This is a genomic window from Bacillus pumilus (assembly GCF_024498355.1).
Classification (GTDB): domain Bacteria; phylum Bacillota; class Bacilli; order Bacillales; family Bacillaceae; genus Bacillus; species Bacillus pumilus_P.
In genome coordinates this window covers 2881735-2896262 of record NZ_CP101833.1, presented here as the reverse complement: position 1 = coordinate 2896262, position 14528 = coordinate 2881735, and the positions used below count along the sequence as shown (strand labels likewise).

Annotated in this window: 18 protein-coding genes; 7 read left to right on the top strand and 11 right to left on the bottom strand. The window is 41.4% G+C overall.

All coding sequences use genetic code 11. The features are described from left to right. Positions 1-7: 7 nt before the first annotated feature. The 4 genes from NPA43_RS14885 to NPA43_RS14870 are packed head-to-tail and all read right to left on the bottom strand — an operon-like array spanning position 8 to position 4037. A complete protein-coding gene (locus NPA43_RS14885) occupies positions 8-376 on the bottom strand; it encodes a hypothetical protein (RefSeq protein WP_099726988.1) in 369 nt (122 codons plus the stop codon). A 37-nt stretch (positions 377-413) separates the two neighbouring features. Beyond that, positions 414-1535 carry a Ger(x)C family spore germination protein gene (locus NPA43_RS14880; protein ID WP_230030758.1) on the bottom strand — a complete coding sequence of 374 codons (1122 nt, stop codon included), beginning with the start codon at positions 1533-1535 and terminating at the stop codon, positions 414-416. After that, positions 1532-2626: a GerAB/ArcD/ProY family transporter gene (locus tag NPA43_RS14875; RefSeq protein ID WP_249704900.1), complete on the bottom strand. Its 1095-nt coding sequence runs from the start codon at positions 2624-2626 to the stop codon at positions 1532-1534. Before NPA43_RS14875 ends, NPA43_RS14880 begins: the two co-directional genes overlap by 4 nt. After that, positions 2613-4037, bottom strand: a complete 1425-nt coding sequence (locus tag NPA43_RS14870; protein WP_099726991.1) for a spore germination protein — start codon at positions 4035-4037, stop codon at positions 2613-2615. The genes NPA43_RS14875 and NPA43_RS14870 overlap by 14 nt, the downstream gene beginning before the upstream one ends. 113 nt (positions 4038-4150) lie before the next feature. Between NPA43_RS14870 and NPA43_RS14865 the strand changes: the two genes are divergently transcribed. Continuing rightward, a complete protein-coding gene (locus tag NPA43_RS14865) occupies positions 4151-4318 on the top strand; it encodes a YvzF family protein (RefSeq protein ID WP_003213147.1) in 168 nt (55 codons plus the stop codon). A gap of 87 nt (positions 4319-4405) precedes the next feature. Next, positions 4406-5800 carry a class II fumarate hydratase gene (gene fumC / locus NPA43_RS14860; RefSeq protein ID WP_256499006.1) on the top strand — a complete coding sequence of 465 codons (1395 nt, stop codon included), beginning with the start codon at positions 4406-4408 and terminating at the stop codon, positions 5798-5800. Positions 5801-5880: 80 nt separating this feature from the next. On the opposite strand, the gene NPA43_RS14855 is transcribed toward fumC, so the two are convergent. After that, a complete protein-coding gene (locus NPA43_RS14855; RefSeq protein WP_256499005.1) occupies positions 5881-6759 on the bottom strand; it encodes a TetR/AcrR family transcriptional regulator in 879 nt (292 codons plus the stop codon). Positions 6760-6951: 192 nt separating this feature from the next. On the opposite strand from NPA43_RS14855, the gene spxO reads away from it, so the two are divergent. Next, positions 6952-7116, top strand: coding sequence for an anti-adapter protein SpxO (gene spxO, locus NPA43_RS14850; protein WP_003212782.1), 165 nt, complete (start codon positions 6952-6954; stop codon positions 7114-7116). Between the two features lie 20 nt (positions 7117-7136). Here the strand turns inward: spxO and NPA43_RS14845 are convergent, their stop codons facing one another. Together NPA43_RS14845 and NPA43_RS14840 are read right to left on the bottom strand one after the other, a co-directional pair. Continuing rightward, the gene (locus NPA43_RS14845) at positions 7137-8468 is read right to left on the bottom strand and encodes a HAMP domain-containing sensor histidine kinase (RefSeq protein WP_099726995.1); all 1332 of its coding nucleotides are present in this window, start codon (positions 8466-8468) and stop codon (positions 7137-7139) included. Beyond that, a complete protein-coding gene (locus NPA43_RS14840) occupies positions 8465-9142 on the bottom strand; it encodes a response regulator transcription factor (RefSeq protein WP_099726996.1) in 678 nt (225 codons plus the stop codon). The genes NPA43_RS14845 and NPA43_RS14840 overlap by 4 nt, the downstream gene beginning before the upstream one ends. Before the next feature lie 336 nt (positions 9143-9478). Here NPA43_RS14840 and NPA43_RS14835 point away from each other — a divergent pair, with 336 nt between their 5' ends. Further along, positions 9479-10864 (top strand): S1C family serine protease, encoded by a 1386-nt coding sequence (locus NPA43_RS14835; RefSeq protein ID WP_230030761.1) that lies wholly within the window; start codon positions 9479-9481, stop codon positions 10862-10864. A gap of 42 nt (positions 10865-10906) precedes the next feature. On the opposite strand, the gene NPA43_RS14830 is transcribed toward NPA43_RS14835, so the two are convergent. Further along, positions 10907-11752: an oxidoreductase gene (locus NPA43_RS14830; RefSeq protein WP_256499004.1), complete on the bottom strand. Its 846-nt coding sequence runs from the start codon at positions 11750-11752 to the stop codon at positions 10907-10909. Positions 11753-11875: 123 nt separating this feature from the next. Between NPA43_RS14830 and NPA43_RS14825 the strand changes: the two genes are divergently transcribed. The 3 genes from NPA43_RS14825 to NPA43_RS14815 all read left to right on the top strand — a co-directional run bounded on the left by NPA43_RS14825 (position 11876) and on the right by NPA43_RS14815 (position 13624). Continuing rightward, a complete protein-coding gene (locus NPA43_RS14825; RefSeq protein WP_230030763.1) occupies positions 11876-12322 on the top strand; it encodes a YusW family protein in 447 nt (148 codons plus the stop codon). A 147-nt stretch (positions 12323-12469) separates the two neighbouring features. Then, entirely contained in the window at positions 12470-13300 is an 831-nt protein-coding gene (locus NPA43_RS14820; RefSeq protein WP_003213584.1) for an ABC transporter ATP-binding protein, read from the top strand. 72 nt (positions 13301-13372) lie between these two features. After that, positions 13373-13624, top strand: a complete 252-nt coding sequence (locus tag NPA43_RS14815) for a YusU family protein (protein ID WP_249704895.1) — start codon at positions 13373-13375, stop codon at positions 13622-13624. Positions 13625-13658: 34 nt separating this feature from the next. Here NPA43_RS14815 and NPA43_RS14810 read toward each other — a convergent pair whose 3' ends face one another. The 3 genes from NPA43_RS14810 to NPA43_RS14800 are packed head-to-tail and all read right to left on the bottom strand — an operon-like array spanning position 13659 to position 14434. Continuing rightward, entirely contained in the window at positions 13659-14006 is a 348-nt protein-coding gene (locus NPA43_RS14810; RefSeq protein ID WP_230030765.1) for a spore coat protein, read from the bottom strand. 12 nt (positions 14007-14018) lie between these two features. Further along, positions 14019-14270 (bottom strand): hypothetical protein, encoded by a 252-nt coding sequence (locus NPA43_RS14805; RefSeq protein ID WP_223249598.1) that lies wholly within the window; start codon positions 14268-14270, stop codon positions 14019-14021. Between the two features lie 26 nt (positions 14271-14296). After that, complete coding sequence (locus NPA43_RS14800) at positions 14297-14434, bottom strand: YuzL family protein (RefSeq protein WP_003212904.1); 138 nt, start codon at positions 14432-14434, stop codon at positions 14297-14299. Positions 14435-14528 lie beyond the last annotated feature (94 nt).

Genomic DNA, 14528 nt, shown 5'->3' with positions numbered 1-14528 from the left:
GCGTAAATTAGTCCTTCTGTCCTGTGATCGGACGTTCGGATAGTTGATGGAGCTCAGGAACTGGAAAAGCCTCTTGCTCCTCGGCCGATTTGTCTTCCAGTGTTTTCTTCATTTCGGATAATAGCTTTACGCTCTCCTTTGCCACTGCTGCTTTTTTCTCCTGCAAATCAATGATCTGTGAAAGTCCGACGAATAATCCGCCTCCAATCAGAAGGAGCGCAGGGGTTTGTCCATAATAAATCACGATCAAAAATGTGCTCGAAAAGCTGTCGGCTTCAATGAAGAAATCTTCTTTTGACTGCATGAATACAACGATTAACAGAAGTATTCCTAGAATCAAAAATAGAATGCCGGCCGAAAGTAAAGCTCGTTTCATGATTGACACCCTTTTTTTCTTACCATTTTAACATACTCTATAAGGATTGTGTTGCGCCCTTAGTCCCGAAGTCACGGATTTTCACATTTGCCTTGTAACGAATATCCGATTCACTAAAAATCTCATCCCAATGCTTCGCTTCTTTTCGAAAGTCCTTCGGGTATGCAATACTCGCTTTTTGATAAAATCCACAAATATCTGCTTTGATCTCGTTCTGTAATTCCTCAACGAAATTGTTCACGTTTTTTTCTAACCGGCGTGCCACGACATCCTCAATCTCTTGAAGATACTTTTCATTAAATGCGTTCTCTCGCTCATTCCAATCCTCAGACAATCTTCCATCAATCTCCACTGACACATCAAATTGATATCTGCCATTGGCTGTTTTATGGGTCTCGATGTTGTGCTTAAGTTTAAAAATCTCAAAAGAATAGATGCTTTGATCATATTCAAATTCAATGACTCCGCCTTTTGCGTCCCCAGTCAACAAGTTACAAGACTGCACCGCTAACGGAGAGATGTTGGTGAGAAATCGTCTATTTTTAATAATAGAGGCACCGTCCAATATTAATTTGCCCTGATCGACACTGACTTTCGGAAGCGCAAAGGATACGTTGTTTTGCATGGCAGAAGAAATATCTCCTAACGAGACCGGCTTGAACATACGAATGGTCGTTTTTGTATTCCCTGAAATGTCGTATAGGGTGGATGAAGCTGGCTGCCCGGCATCACTGATTCTCAGCATGTCTCCAGGCTTCTCTGAGGTCATGAAGACAAGACTCCCTCTCCGTGTTTCATTGTCTCGAATAAATTGATTGATCACAAGATCGAAGTTATTTTCATTGATGAGTTCCTGAGAAAATAAATAAATTCGAAGCTGCTGTGCGAAAATACGATGACTCTTCAGGGCAGTTGTGCGGAAAATTTGGTGTATGGAATCTCCGCTTGTTTCAATGATCTTCGTCGGGTCTTTCACGCTCGTTTCTTGATCAATTTTTTGTGGAACCAGAACTTGCATAGACAGCTTTAGCTTATGTCCGTGATCTCCTTTATCTACAGCAAACCCAATTGCCATGTTGAGCTCCTCAATATTTGTACTATCCCAGCATCCACTTAATAGAATAAGCGCCAGGAAAGCAAGAGCGGCTTTCTTTTTCATGCTGCTTTCCGCCTCCTTTTGAAAAACACAAGGATGAATAAGAGAAACGGTAATATGCCGAATAAAAGGAAAAATAGGTTGTTCACATAGGTTAAATAATCACGCACTGTATCAACATCCTTTGGAAATAAAGCGGCAGAGAAGATGACAATTCCCATCAAGGCGAGCACGACTTTTTTAGGAAGTTTGGTCAGCTTGGATACACCTATTGCAGCAAAAAATGTATACCCTACAAAGCTTGTATAAAGCTGGACAAGCCATACGATCAGCAAAAAGGATTCTATTCGTTCGATAAAAATCCCCTGAATATCAAATGATTGAAACAATGCAATGGTCGGCCAAGTCAAAGTAGCCGTTTCTTTTACAGTCAGCGCACCAACCACAAGAATATAGGTGAAAATATAAATGATCGCAGGAATCAAAAAGCCGACTGTTCCATAAGCGAAGGTGTGTTTTTGAGTATTCATATAGGCAGGCATAAACAGCATCATTTCAATGCCGACAAACGAAATGGCCGAAGCATTGAAGGAATTGAAGACAGGAGAGAAGCCTTCTCCTAAAACTGGACGGAGATTATCTAACTTAAATTCTTGTACACTGAGTCCGTAGGCAATAAATAAGATGATGAGTGTAACAATGAGAATAAAAGGACATAGTCTGGCAAAATCACCAATGCCGCCAATCACGAGATAAAGGCCGACCAAAATAAAGCTGATCATTGTCACGGCTGTCGGCGTGTTTTGAAGCAGGAAGAATTTGACCATCTCCGACATGGCCCTTACTTCATAGCTGGCGACGCCAAGAAAATAAATAATGATCAAAAGGTTGGCGAGGCCGCCAATCCATTTCCCAAGCCCTTCGTTTGTATAGTCATAATAAGAGGAGAAGGGAAGCTTTTTCATCATGAGCACATTCGCAAAAATAAACACAATGTAAATGGCACTCATCAATAAGAGTGCAATCCAGCCGTCAGGTGTAGGCGCAGCCTGAGCCATTGATCTTGGCAGAATCATCATACTTGCGCCTAAAGTGGTATTCGTAATAATGGCACTTGCCTGATAGCTTGTGATCGACTCTTTATGATTGACCATGTCGTTCTCCTTTCTTTTGGTTTTTCAAAGGCAATCGAATGATGGAATTGTCTTCGTTTTTATAGCTGAACACAAAATCTGGTGAGAAGTATGGGGTGCCAAAGCTTTTTTGTCTAGTCAAATGTGTAAGTAGTACGAGCATAAACAGTACAATCCCATATAAACCAAATGTAGCTGCAGTAAACATGGACACAAAGCGGAGCACGCGAAATGACATGCCCATCCCGTATTGAGGAACGGTAAAGGATGCAAGTGCGATGACACTGACAATAATCACCATGATCGAGCTGACAATATGAGCTTGAACGGCAGCCTGTCCAATCACAACCCCCCCAACAAGTCCGATCGTTTGACCAAGCGGATTTGGCAGCCTTAAGCCAGCTTCCCGTAACAGCTCAATGGTCATCTCCATGATGAGAGCCTCCACAATAGGTGGAAAGGGGACATTTTCTCTTGTGCTTGAGATGGAAATGGCTAACGGTGTAGGCAAAAGACCTTGATGGAAGGACACAAGAGCAATATAAATGGCAGATAAAAATAACGTAAGAAAGATGGAAGTAAAACGCAGCAAACGAATGAGAGAGGCAGCGATCCATCTTTCATAATAATCATCAGGTGATTGCATGATCGTAGCGAGGGAAGCAGGCACAATTAACACAAAAGGTGAATGATCGACAAAAATGGCGACACGACCATTATTTAAAGCAGACGCGACTTTATCCGGCCGTTCTGTGTTTTGAATTTGCGGAAAAGGAGAATACACATTGTCTTCAATGAGCTCCTCAAGGACGCCAGAGTCTTGTATATCATCAATGGTGACTTGTTTGAGCCGTTTTTTAACCTCTTTTAAAACAGAAGTGTCAACAGTACCGTCAATGTACATGATGGTCACTTGGGTGTATTTCTTTTGCCCGATCTTCATGTCGACTGTTTTGAGATCAGGGTTTTTCAAGCGCTGTCTTACGAGAGCTAAGTTCGTGTCTAAATCTTCAATAAAGCCAATTTTTGGCCCTCTCACCACTGTTTCAGATGTAGAATCGCCTAAACTACGTTTCTTCGTTCCGTTCGTTTCTAAAATATAAGCGTGCTGAAATCCATTGATTAACACCACACAATGCCCTTGAAAAATGGCACCGACCAATTCTTCAGAGGTCTTCACCGAACGAGTTGTCATCATTGATAAATTGGATTCCAGCTTCTCTTTTGTTAGAGACTCATGATCTTGCAGCAGCAGCTTTAAGAAGGTTTGAATCTGCATGGTGTCGTTCATTTCTTTAATGTATAAATAGTAAACAACCTGTCCGTGAGGTAATGTTTTTTTCTCATGGATCAAATCGTCCATTTCCTTTAACTGCGGGAGAATGACAGAGAGATTATCGTATAAGTGCTCTTTCAATGGAGTCTGATTCAAAAGGATCACCCGCCTCAACATCTTTTTCTTAGCATTACCTGCTTGAAAAAACAATATTCTGTGTTACATTATTTTGTGGTAAAAGAAAGAATGAGGGTTTTGGAGGAAACAAGATGGCACAAATTCGTTTAGCAGGAACAAAAGAGGAGATCGACCGTATTCTACAGTCGTTTGACAAGCATTATGAGGTGACATATACGTCAAAAGATTACGGAAAAACGAACCCAAAATACAAATATTCAAAAGATGTTCGCGTTTATATTGAACTAAAATTAAAATAAAGATAAAATTTTAATTGAAAACGCTTAAAGGATTTTCGTTTTTTGTATAGAATAGAGTTGAGTGATGAAGCTATGGAGGGATACATAATGACGGAATTTAGAATCGAAAAAGATACAATGGGCGAAATCAAGGTGCCAAAGGACAAGTTCTGGGGGGCACAAACACAACGAAGCAAAGAAAATTTCAAAATCGGTTCTGAGAAAATGCCAAAGGAAGTTGTGAATGCGTTTGCAATTTTGAAACGTAGCACAGCGATTGCCAACGAACGTCTTGGTAACCTTGAAAGTGAAAAAGCAGAAGCGATTGCTGCTGTATGTGATGACATCATCCGCGGAAAGTATGACGAGCATTTCCCGCTTGTTGTTTGGCAGACAGGTAGTGGAACGCAAAGTAACATGAACATGAACGAAGTCGTTGCAAATAGAGCAACTGCTTATTTGAAAGATAAAAATAGTGAGTTCAGCATTCATCCGAATGATGACGTGAACCGCAGCCAAAGCTCAAACGATACATTTCCAACGGCTATGCACGTGGCAGCTGTTTTAGCTGTATACAAAAAATTAGTACCTGCTATTGACCAGTTAAGAGCAACACTTGATGAGAAAGCAAAGGCGTATCAACAGATCGTCAAAATCGGTCGTACGCACCTGCAAGATGCAACACCGCTTACAGTTGGTCAAGAAATTAGCGGCTGGGTTTACATGCTGGATCGTTCGAAAGAAATGATTCTAGAATCAACTGAGAAAATGAGAGAGCTCGCGATTGGCGGAACCGCTGTTGGTACAGGGATTAACGCACATCCTGAGTTTGGACAATATGTCGCTGAAGAAATCAGCCAGCTGACAGGTCAAACCTTCAATTCTTCACCAAACAAATTCCATGCGCTGACAAGCCATGATGAAATTACGTATGCACACGGTGCCTTAAAAGCACTTGCGGCTGATTTAATGAAAATTGCCAATGATGTGAGATGGCTTGCAAGTGGTCCTCGCTGTGGAATTGGCGAATTAATCATTCCTGAAAATGAGCCAGGAAGCTCTATTATGCCAGGAAAAGTCAACCCAACCCAAAGTGAAGCTTTAACAATGATTGCTGCGCAAATCATGGGAAATGATGCAACAATCGGCTTTGCAGCAAGCCAAGGAAACTTTGAGCTCAACGTATTTAAGCCGGTCATCATCTATAACTTCCTGCAATCAGTTGAGTTACTGGCTGACGGCATGAACTCATTCCATGACAAATGTGCAATTGGAATCGAACCAAACCTAGAAACAATCGAGAAAAACCTGAATAATTCATTGATGCTTGTGACGGCACTTAACCCGCACATCGGGTATGAAAATGCAGCGAAAATTGCCAAGCTTGCTCACAAAGAAGGATTAACATTAAAAGAAGCGGCACTTCAATTAGAGCTCTTAACAGAAGAGCAGTTTGAACAGTTTGTCAAACCAGAAGAAATGGTGACACCGAAAGCAAAATAAGAAACCAGGGGCGGCTGCCCCTGGTTTTTTTAATTTAAAGATATGGTGAACAAAATTAAAACCTAGGGGCTGCCTAGGTTTTATAAATGATCCTCTTTCAAAATGCGCAAAAGTGACTCAGATATGGATTGGAGCGGCACGTGCAATTTCAGTTGATACAGCATGCCTTTCAGGATGACTTGTCTTGGTTTTTGTTTATTGAACTCATTTTCTAAAATGCCGAGAGCTTCAAATAAATCAGGCTCGTCTTTCACTTCATAGTGTTCTTCTGCAAGCTCTCTTAATTCTTTTAACAGAGATTCTGTCAGCGGGTCGAATGACCGTTCATAAATAGGACCAAACCAATCACTCGCTTGATCTACGGAAATGAGCGGACTATCGTTTCGCTTCATCATGCCGCCCATCAAATCATCGATACGGTGAATCATGGTTGTGGCAAGCTCTTCAGCCTCTAGCTGAAAATCATATAAAATCGCAAGCTCAAAATAAACGTGACTCATGCCCTCGATCGTCAAACAAAGATCAGCCATATAAGGAATCGCTGCGTCACCATACACCTGTTTAATGTTATCAATGTGAAGCTGGATGGTTGCAAGCCTAATTTGTTTTGCGAGCTGCTGCGTTTCTTCATTCAATGGAAGAGCTCGATCGCTCAGCTGCATTTTAATAAAATCTTTTTGCTGCAAAATATTATCGTAATAGACAGTGAGCTGTTTGCGGTAGGCTTCTTTTGGTGTGCCGCCCTCTGTTTGAACCTCATGAATCCGGGTAAATACCTTATCGTAATAGTAATGCAAGATCGAAATGAGCAGTGCTTCCTTTGATTTAAAATAAAGATAAAAAGCACCCTTTGACATATGGCATTCATCCGCAATTTCCTGAACAGACGTTGTATTGTAGCCTTTGCTGGCAAATAATTTCATGCCGGCCTCAATGATCATTTTTTCTTTCTTTTTCAATATGAATGTCATCCTTTCTTACCGAGAGACAAATGTCTGAGGAAACGTGCGCAAAGAGATGTGACTTATCGGTCATAAACGACGAAACTTTTCAAAAATTAATCAGATTGTAACTTGTTTTTTACAGTGTAATTCTTTATATTATAAAGTAAGGTGACCAACTGGTCAAAATATGTGAAAGGATGATGTTCCATGAGAGAAATCGATGATATGATTAGACGCTTGCGAACAAAAGGGATTCAAGTAGAAAAAGTCAAAATGCCGAAAGAAACCACAATTGAAAAGAAATGGATGTATCAAGCTGGTAAGAAGATTAAAGCCACATACCGTGATTTCAATGGGTATTCATTCATCTAAAAAAGACTGCGGTCTAAAACCTACAGTCTCTTCTTTGGAACAGTGATCGTATAACGTACACCTAGATCATCATTTTCAATAGATATGGACGCTTGATGCATTGAAAGGATTCGTTTGACAATGCTTAACCCAATACCGAATTCGCCCTTTTTTCCCTTACTAAAAGGTTCGTATAGGTTGGATAGCATATGTTCTTCAATTGGAGGACCGTCATTCCGAATAACAATGCGGATTTGATCCTCTTCCTGCTTCATATGAATATCAATTTTACTTTTCGCGTAGCGAAGTTGGTTTTCTAGTACATTTTCAAATAATTTGCTCCATTGTTCTGGATCGCCTTCAAGTGTAGCCTCATCATCTAAGTCCACGTTCCACTGCAATTCATTTTTCGACCAGCGTATTCGGTCGACCACTTCCAGCATCGTATTACTCACGAGGAAGGAAGAATGTGCGGGGTGTTGATTTGATAAATAATCAAGCTTTGTTAAGTACAGCAAATCCTTGATTTTCTTCTCAAGCTTTTCTGCTTCACCTTCAATGACTTCCACCGTTTGTTCAAGATCTCCCTTAGGAAAAATACCATCTTTAATGGACTGCGTATAGCCGCGGATGACCATGACAGGTGTCTTTAAATCATGTGATATATTTTGCAAAAGTGTTCGTTCCGTTTCATCCTTTTGAATGAGTTTTTGTCTCATTTCTTCAATGGTGTGACCGAGCTTGCCGATCTCATCTTGCCGGTCAACGATCACAGGGTCGTCCCAGTCCTCTTGTGCAATCCGCTTCACGTGCTTTTCAAACGCAACGATCGGACGCGATAAGTAGCGGGCAAGCCAAATAGATGGAATCCAGCTCAGTAAAATAACGGTGCCTAAGATCAATATCAGCTGTTTAAACAGCGTAAAGGACAAGTCGTCTCGATAAGAGTCTGGTGCATAGGACAGGAGAATATATTGTGTATTGCCTGTTGATACCTTTTTGATCACAAAAAAGATATGCTGGCCATTGACCTCTTCAGAATAGCGTTTTGTTGCGCTTTTTTGTTTTTTCACAAAGGATTGGACCTTCTCAATAAACGCATGCGGGAAAAACTGTGCCATTTGGTTTAATTCATCAGACGGGATCAGAATGTGCTGAACCGAGCGATTTTCTGGTGTCGACTTTGGCGAGCCGTCTCGGTTCAACGGGTATTCTGTCAGCACTTGCTGCTCATTTTCGATATTTTTATAAATTTCATTCGTGAAGAAGTTGCGTAATGTGTTTGAAAATAAAATGATCAGGACAATCGAAATCGTCAGCAAAATGCCGGAGATCACGACCCAAATTTGAAAAGCGAGTGGTTTGTTCTTCATCCCTTTAGCATCCTATAGCCAAATCCATAGATGGTCTCGACTTTTAAATCAGGCATTTTTTTGCGCAGCCGTCTGACAAGGTCATCGACAACACGATCTGTCCCGAAGTAATCGTGTCCCCAAATCTTGACGAGTATATCTTCTCTGGAAAAAGCATGTCCTTGATGATGTGTAAATAAGAGCAGCAAGTCAAATTCCTTAGAAGTTAAGTTAATGAGCTGATCTCCTTCATACACCTCTCTTATATCCTCATGAATGACATAGGAGGAAACGGGTGTGATACTTTGCTGCTGCGGGGCACCACTGTTTTTATACACAAGCTCCAGCAGCTTTTGCACCCGGATAATCAGCTCCCGCGGAAGAAATGGTTTCGCAATGTAATCACTGCTCCCTAGCTCTAAGCCGAGGACACGATCAATATCTGCATCACGAGCTGAAATGAAAATGACCGGTACGTCAGGTGATGCAGCTTTGATTTCTTTAATGAGTGTGTAGCCGTCCGTATCAGGCAGCATGATATCTAAGATCCATAGATGCGGCGGCTTGTTCATTGCCTCACGTGCCGCTTCTCCGGTTAAAAAAGAGGAGACATTCCAATTTTCACTTTCTAAATATTTGGTTAAAAGTTCATTTAAGTTTTGTTCATCTTCCACTAAATAAATGGTGTACGACAAAGTCTTCCACATCCTCTCAACGTCATTATAACGGGATACAAAGGCGGCATGTCAACAATCACACGCTTTTTTCACAATTTCACATATTCTTCTCATCATTATCCCATAATGTTTGATTATGATAAGCTCAAGGGAAAAAAGGGCATAGACAAAAGGCTGAAGAATAGGTGCTTTTCACCAATGTGCGCACCTTGCTTTTTTTCTATGAATAAGTATTATATAATTTGACATATTGCCATAAAGTATTTTCAATGATCTTGCCATTAAGAGGACATGAGTCCTATCTACACATATGAATGAAGCATGTCATGAAAATGATGCAAAGGAGTGCAAGCGATGGATTTCCGAAAAGAAGATGAAGAGAAAAAGATGAATCATCAAGAAGACGCACATCAAGAAGAAACACATCAAGAGAATGAAAAACAAATAGACGAACCACAAAAAGAGAAAGAACTCGTTTTTCACCAACATGAAAACGAAACATCTGCATCTCAGGAGAATGTGACAAACAGATCTCCTCAAATGATGGATGACCGTGCTTCTAAAAAAGAGAAAAAACGGAAGGCTGCATGGCTGAGCCCGATTCTTGGGGGGATTATTGGCGGAGGTCTTGTGCTTGGCATTACGCCGCTTTTGCCGCAGTCACAGGATACAGCCGCAAACACTCAAACCCAAACAGCGTCAAGTGAACCGGCAACCTCTGATAATTTCTCAACAAAACAAATCACCAATGCCACGAATGTAGCTGATATGGTAGAAGATTTAGAGCCGACCATTGTAGGGGTTTCAAACTATCAATCTACACAAAATTCGTTCGGTCTTAGCGGTGATTCAACAGAAGCAGAAGCTGGAACGGGTTCCGGTGTCATCTTTAAAAAGGATGGCAAGAAGGCGTACATTATTACAAATAACCACGTAGTCGAGGGTGCCAATAAATTAAAGGTCACGCTTTATGATGGGAAAACAAAAGAAGCGAAGCTAGTCGGCAGTGACGTCATGACTGATTTAGCCGTTGTCGAGATTAACGCTGACGGTATTGATAAAGTGGCAAGCTTTGGTGATTCTTCTAAGCTTCGTGCTGGAGACAAAGTAATCGCCATTGGAAATCCGCTCGGTGCGCAGTTCTCAGGTACTGTGACAGAAGGGATTATTAGTGGTGTTGACCGTACCGTTGAAGCGAATACATCATCTGGTACTGTTGAGATGAATGTGCTGCAAACAGATGCAGCGATCAACCCAGGGAACAGTGGAGGTCCACTGATCAATACGAATGGTCAAGTCATTGGTATCAACAGCTTGAAAATTAGCGAAAGCGGTGTGGAATCACTCGGCTTCGCGATCCCAAGTAACGATGTGAAACCGATTGTAGATGAGTTATTGAAAAATGGAAAAGTCGAACGTCCTTATCTTGGCGTACAAATGATTGACCTTGAGCAAGTGCCTGAAACGTATCAGGAAAATACGCTCGGATTATTTGATAAACAAATCGGCAAAGGCATTTACGTAAAAGATGTATCAAAAGGATCTCCTGCACAAAAGGCAGGCTTGAAATCTGGAGATGTGATCATCAAGTTTAAAGGGAAAGACGTGGCGAACAGCTCTCAGCTGAAAGAAATTCTTTACAAAGAAACAAAGATTGGCGATAAAACCACAATGACCGTCATCCGTGAAGGGAAGAATAAAAATCTAGATATTACCCTTGGGCAGTCTGAAACTGAATAAATGAAAACAGGTGGATGAAAGGCCCACCTGTTTTTTTTGTGCTTATTTTTTTGATGAGAGTGTACGTAAGATGATTTTTTCCCACAAGTTCCAAGGCAAGAGCTGCTTTGCTGTAAATGAAAGTCTAACGCCTTTCCCAACAAGATATCTTAGCTGTTTCAGCTGTTTCTTTTCTGCAAGTGTGACAACGAGCTCCGCGACTTCACGAGGATCTCCGTAGTTTGATTTCTGGGCATCGAAATAACCCATCATCTTTTGATAGATGCTTGTGTATTTAGAATCTTCCGCTGGCTGAATCATCTGTTCGTTCATGGAGGTGTTCCAAATATTTGTTTGGAAAGAGCCCGGCTCGATCAAGGCCGCCTGTATACCGAACGAGGCCAGTTCAATGCGCAAGCTCTCTGTATAGCCCTCCAAAGCAAACTTGGAGGATACATATGGAGAAAGTGCGGGCATTCCCATTAATCCGCTGATGCTGCTCATATTGAATATCTTTGCACCGCTTGTCATAAACGGAAGAACCGCTTGTGTCATTTCCATCACACCAAAGACATTCACCTCGAACTGCTGGCGGTACGTGTCAATAGGTACCTCTTCAGCAAAGCCAGCATAGGCGGTCCCTGCATTGTTCACGAGCAGGGTAATGGGTGCATAGGCATCCAGTTTTTTCTTAAATGCTTGAATCGACTGCGTGTCAGCCACGTCTAATGCTTCAATATGTATAGATTCGGATAAAGAGGCTTGCTTCATTTCTTCGGTGAGCTTTTTGGCATTGGCTTCCTGCCTGACACCAGCAATCACTGTATAGCCTTGCTTAGCGAGGCGCATCGTGATAAGTTTTCCAAAGCCGCTATTGGCACCAGTCACAATGGCTGTTTTTTTCATCATCCGGTTCTCCTTTTGACGTATATTTTTTGTTTTCATTTACCATAACACACTGTTTAGTTGAATAACGAAAAGAAGCTTGGAGAAGAATAAAAAACGATGATGTGAAATAGGAGGAAACACATGATGTGTTGGAAGAAGGCGGGACTAATAGGAGTGCTGCTCTTTATGCTGTCCGGCTGTCAATCAATCGAACCGTTACAGCATACAAATGAAGCAGAAGCAGAGAGTTTGTCGGCTGTTCAAATGAAGGAACTGCCATTTCAGCATCTGCACCTGCATGTACAATATGGACATAAAAGTGAATTATACGAAGCCACCTACCGTCAGGCGAGCGGCAAAGAAGAAGCGCTCATTCGAGACCATATGAATGGTGTCCGCTATGAAGGAGAAGAAGCTTTGCGAGAGATGAAGATGAAGCTAAATGATATGTCTATTCCTAGCGCAAAGATGAATGAAGCGTATGTAAATGAACTATTAGCTGCTTTTAATTTAGATGACGATTATCAGCGGATTCAGGTCGATATAAAGCTCGAAGATGGGACAAAACGTACATTCCAAAAGAAGAAGTAAACGAGACTTTCTCATTTTTTAATTGAAAATGATTTTCAAGATCACTTAAATCTGATACACTAAATTGAGATAAGTGATCTTTTCCGTCTATACATAGACGATATTCAATATAAAAAATTTGCATGAGAAAAGGAGCGTTTGAGCGGAATGAGTGCCATTTCTACTGAAGGTTTAAGCTTAGGCTACGGAGAAACAATGATCATAGATGAACTAAATGTATCAATCCCTAAGGGTGAAATCACAGTATTTATTGGCAGCAATGGATGCGGTAAATCCACGCTACTTCGCTCTTTGGCCCGTCTCATGAAGCCAATGGGCGGTTCTGTCCTGCTTGAAGGTCATTCCATTGCAAAATTACCAACAAAGGAAGTAGCGAAACAGCTCGCCATTCTTCCACAAGGGCCAGAAGCACCAGAAGGATTAACCGTGCATCAGCTAGTGAAGCAAGGGAGATATCCTTATCAAAATTGGCTGAAGCAGTGGTCGAAGCAAGACGAAGAAGCGGTGAATCGCGCACTGAAGTCAACAAAGATGGAAGACCTCGCTGATCGAACGGTTGATTCATTATCAGGTGGACAAAGGCAGCGTGCATGGATTGCGATGACGTTAGCGCAGGAGACGGATATTATCTTGTTAGATGAACCAACGACGTATTTAGACATGACGCATCAAATTGAAATCCTTGACCTTCTTTTTGACTTAAATGAAAAAGAGCAGCGCACGATTGTGATGGTTCTTCATGACCTCAATCTCGCATGCAGATATGCTCATCATCTTGTAGCGATTAAAGACAAGACGATTTATGCAGAAGGTAGACCGGAAACCGTCATTAATTGTGATCTCGTGAAAAATGTCTTTGATATGAATTGCCAAGTGACAACAGATCCTTTATTCGGAACACCATTATGTATTCCGCATGGCAGAGGACGCTGTATTGTGCAACAAGCGCAAGCCGAGACATTTCTTGCTGCAAGATAATCGTATGTCAAAAGCCTGACATCTGTCACTCACAGAGTCAGGCTTTTTTCTGAAAAAGGGAGCGGAAAATGAATGGGAAATGAATTAGACGAAAAGCTTGAAGGCTTGCTTGATAAATATACAGAACTGCTGCTTGGTGAAACGACCGAAGCACTGAAAAAAGATGTGAAACAGTGGGTGATCTACTCGCATATTGCCAAAAGCATGCCGCCTTTAGCAAAGCATTTTAACGAAACGTATCCAGAGGCAAAAGAAGAGATCAAAGAAACCATTCAGCGGATCAAACAACTGAATGAAGCTCATCGAGCCAAAAAAGACCGCTAAAAAACTGCCAGCATCATACTGACAGTTTTTCTCTTTATGACATCTGTGATGATCCGTATGGAGATTGATCTGTCAGTGTTTGCTGGAATTTCTGGTGTGCCTGCTGTAGCTTTTGCTGGTCAGCCGCTTCAACAGAATACCAGCCATATCTGAACATGACATCATATAAATGTCTTTGTGTTTTCTGTGTTTCGAGCGCAATTCGCTGAATATCTTGGTAAAGAGATTCATGACTGAATTCATTGAGTGCTGTGTTGTATCCGCTTGTCATATACTTTTCAGTCGACAAGAGATCCGTGATAAAATCACGATCATTCATGTTTGTTGTCGTGGGAACCGGGGTTTGTGGATTCCCGATTTTTTGTTGGTTTTGCTGTTCCATGTTATTTTCCTCCTATTGCATAAAGCCAGTAGACTGGCCTTGCCCTGAGCTGCCTAAATGCTGAAGAATTTGTGTGTAATGCTGATGGTGCATTTGGCCAACTTGATTTAATTCTTGTTTCAATGTTTGGTCCTGACAATGCTCGGCCATAAAATGAGCTTTTTTCATGGCAATCAAATTCCAGTTCAGCATATCCTCTAAGTACAAAGAATCCTTTACTGAAATGACCTGTGGGGGCATATTCATTTGCTGATTGTTCAAGATGTGTTCCTCCTTACGATTTTGTTTCTTTACTGATTCTTTTTATATTGCTGATTTTGACTGGTCTTTTTTCCGCCTAGGTCTGCTTCCTGTGATGGACCTGCGTTTCCTTTTACACTTGCAGCACTTACGCCTGCTTTCGATGGGTTTTTCTTCAAACGAGACATGTGGACATCACCTCCATTCTTACAATTCCCTCTCGTCTTTAATTCATACGCTGTAAAGTGAGGCACATGAGAATGTGTAAATTTTTGAAATCTG

What these genes read in the sequence shown, in the direction of transcription:
- NPA43_RS14885 (WP_099726988.1), bottom strand. Translation starts at nt 376, where the DNA reads ATGAAACGAGCTTTACTTTCGGCCGGCATTCTATTTTTGATTCTAGGA.
- NPA43_RS14880 (WP_230030758.1), bottom strand. Translation starts at nt 1,535, where the DNA reads ATGAAAAAGAAAGCCGCTCTTGCTTTCCTGGCGCTTATTCTATTAAGT.
- NPA43_RS14875 (WP_249704900.1), bottom strand. Translation starts at nt 2,626, where the DNA reads ATGGTCAATCATAAAGAGTCGATCACAAGCTATCAGGCAAGTGCCATT.
- NPA43_RS14865 (WP_003213147.1), top strand. Translation starts at nt 4,151, where the DNA reads ATGGCACAAATTCGTTTAGCAGGAACAAAAGAGGAGATCGACCGTATT.
- fumC (WP_256499006.1), top strand. Translation starts at nt 4,406, where the DNA reads ATGACGGAATTTAGAATCGAAAAAGATACAATGGGCGAAATCAAGGTG.
- spxO (WP_003212782.1), top strand. Translation starts at nt 6,952, where the DNA reads ATGAGAGAAATCGATGATATGATTAGACGCTTGCGAACAAAAGGGATT.
- NPA43_RS14845 (WP_099726995.1), bottom strand. Translation starts at nt 8,468, where the DNA reads ATGAAGAACAAACCACTCGCTTTTCAAATTTGGGTCGTGATCTCCGGC.
- NPA43_RS14835 (WP_230030761.1), top strand. Translation starts at nt 9,479, where the DNA reads ATGGATTTCCGAAAAGAAGATGAAGAGAAAAAGATGAATCATCAAGAA.
- NPA43_RS14830 (WP_256499004.1), bottom strand. Translation starts at nt 11,752, where the DNA reads ATGATGAAAAAAACAGCCATTGTGACTGGTGCCAATAGCGGCTTTGGA.
- NPA43_RS14825 (WP_230030763.1), top strand. Translation starts at nt 11,876, where the DNA reads ATGTGTTGGAAGAAGGCGGGACTAATAGGAGTGCTGCTCTTTATGCTG.
- NPA43_RS14820 (WP_003213584.1), top strand. Translation starts at nt 12,470, where the DNA reads ATGAGTGCCATTTCTACTGAAGGTTTAAGCTTAGGCTACGGAGAAACA.
- NPA43_RS14815 (WP_249704895.1), top strand. Translation starts at nt 13,373, where the DNA reads ATGGGAAATGAATTAGACGAAAAGCTTGAAGGCTTGCTTGATAAATAT.
- NPA43_RS14810 (WP_230030765.1), bottom strand. Translation starts at nt 14,006, where the DNA reads ATGGAACAGCAAAACCAACAAAAAATCGGGAATCCACAAACCCCGGTT.
- NPA43_RS14800 (WP_003212904.1), bottom strand. Translation starts at nt 14,434, where the DNA reads ATGTCTCGTTTGAAGAAAAACCCATCGAAAGCAGGCGTAAGTGCTGCA.